General features: G+C 69.4%; 1 protein-coding gene. It reads right to left on the bottom strand.

Annotation, left to right across the window (positions count from 1 at the left end):
• Nucleotides 1-1,682: acyltransferase domain-containing protein (locus ABZ865_RS41990; RefSeq protein WP_361242818.1), on the bottom strand; the 1,682-nt coding region annotated here is incomplete at both ends.

Here is a 1,682-nt window from a genome sequence, read left to right as displayed (position 1 = left end):
TGGCCGTGTCCGGGCGCGCGTCGATCCGCACCGCACGCCCACCGTCACCGGCAGCCGGCTCGCTCACCTCCACCCGCAACCGAACGGCACCGTGCTCGGGCAGAACCAGCGGGCACTGCACGGTCAGCTCACGGACGCTGCCGCAGCCGACCCGGTCGGCGACATGCACCGCCAGCTCCACGAACGCGGCACCGGGGAACACGACGGTGCCGGCGACCTCGTGATCAGCCAGCCACGGATGAGTGGCCGTCGACACCCGCCCGGTGAAGACCGTGCTGGCCGCTCCCTCGACAACAGCACCCAGCAGCGGATGTCCCGCCGCGGTCAGCCCGACCGCACCGACATCACGACGCCCACTGTCCGGAGCCAGCCAGTACCGCGTCCGCTGGAAGGGATAGGTCGGCAGAGTGACATGACCACCAGCCCCCTGATCCGCCAGACTCCAGCGGCCGACAGCCCCCGCGATGAAAGCCTCCCCCACCGATTGCAGGAAACTGTCCAAACCGCCCCGGTGCCGGCGCAGCGTCCCGAAACTGCGGGCGGACACCCCCGCACTGTCAATGGTCTCCTGCACACCGGCGACCAGCACCGGATGCGCACTGCACTCGATGAACGTGTCAAAACCGTCCGCCAGCAACAACCGGACGACGGCCTCGAACTCGACGGTCCCCCGGAGATTACGGAACCAGTAGTCGGCATCCAGTTCCAGGGTGTCGACCCGCTGCCCGGTGACAGTGGAATAGAAGGCGACCTCACCGGACCGGGGCCGGACCGGCTCGAGCAGATCCAGCACCTGATCACGGATCTCGTCGACGTGCCAGGAGTGGGAGGCGTAGTCGACCGGGATGCGCCAGGTGCGCACACCGTCGGCCTCGAACACCTCCTGCAGCTCATCCAGAGCCCGCGCACTGCCCGACACCACCGTGGAAGAAGGCCCGTTCACCGCCGCGACCCCGATGTCACCGCCCCACCGCTCCAGACGCGACCGCACCTCATCGACCGCCAGCGCGACCGACACCATGCCACCCCGCCCGGCCAGCACACGAATCGCCTGACTACGCAACGCCACCACACGCGCCGCGTCCTGCAACGACAACGCCCCCGCCACACACGCCGCCGCGATCTCCCCCTGCGAATGCCCCAGCACCGCATCCACCCGCACCCCGTGCGCACGCCACAACGCCGCCAACGACACCATCACCGCGAACAACGCCGGCTGCACCACATCCACCCGCTCCAGCAGCGCACCACCCTCATCCGTCAGCAACACCTCCAACAGATCCCACTCCACGAACGCCGACAACGCATCCGCACACTCCTCCAAAGCCGCCCGGAACACCGGAGCAGCCGCATACAACTCCCGGGCCATCGCATCCCACTGCGAACCCTGACCCGGAAACACCAGCACCGTCCTCCCGGCACCGGCCACCCCCGACACCACACCCTCAGCGGAAACCCCCTCCGCCAACGACCTCAAACCGGCCACCAACTCCTCACGCGAAGCACCGACCACCACACCACGCCGCTCGAACACCGCACGCCCGGCCAGCGTCGCCGCCACATCCCCCACCAACACCCCGGAACCCTCAACAGCCCCGGCCAGCCGCGCCGCATACGCCCGCAACGCCTCCTCCGACCGCGCCGACACCACCCAACCCACCGGCCCCACCGGCTCCACCGAC

The organism is Streptomyces sp. NPDC047085, assembly GCF_040643735.1.
Taxonomy (GTDB): domain Bacteria; phylum Actinomycetota; class Actinomycetes; order Streptomycetales; family Streptomycetaceae; genus Streptomyces.
Note: the sequence above shows the minus strand (reverse complement) of the source record. Positions and strands in the feature narration are given on the sequence as shown.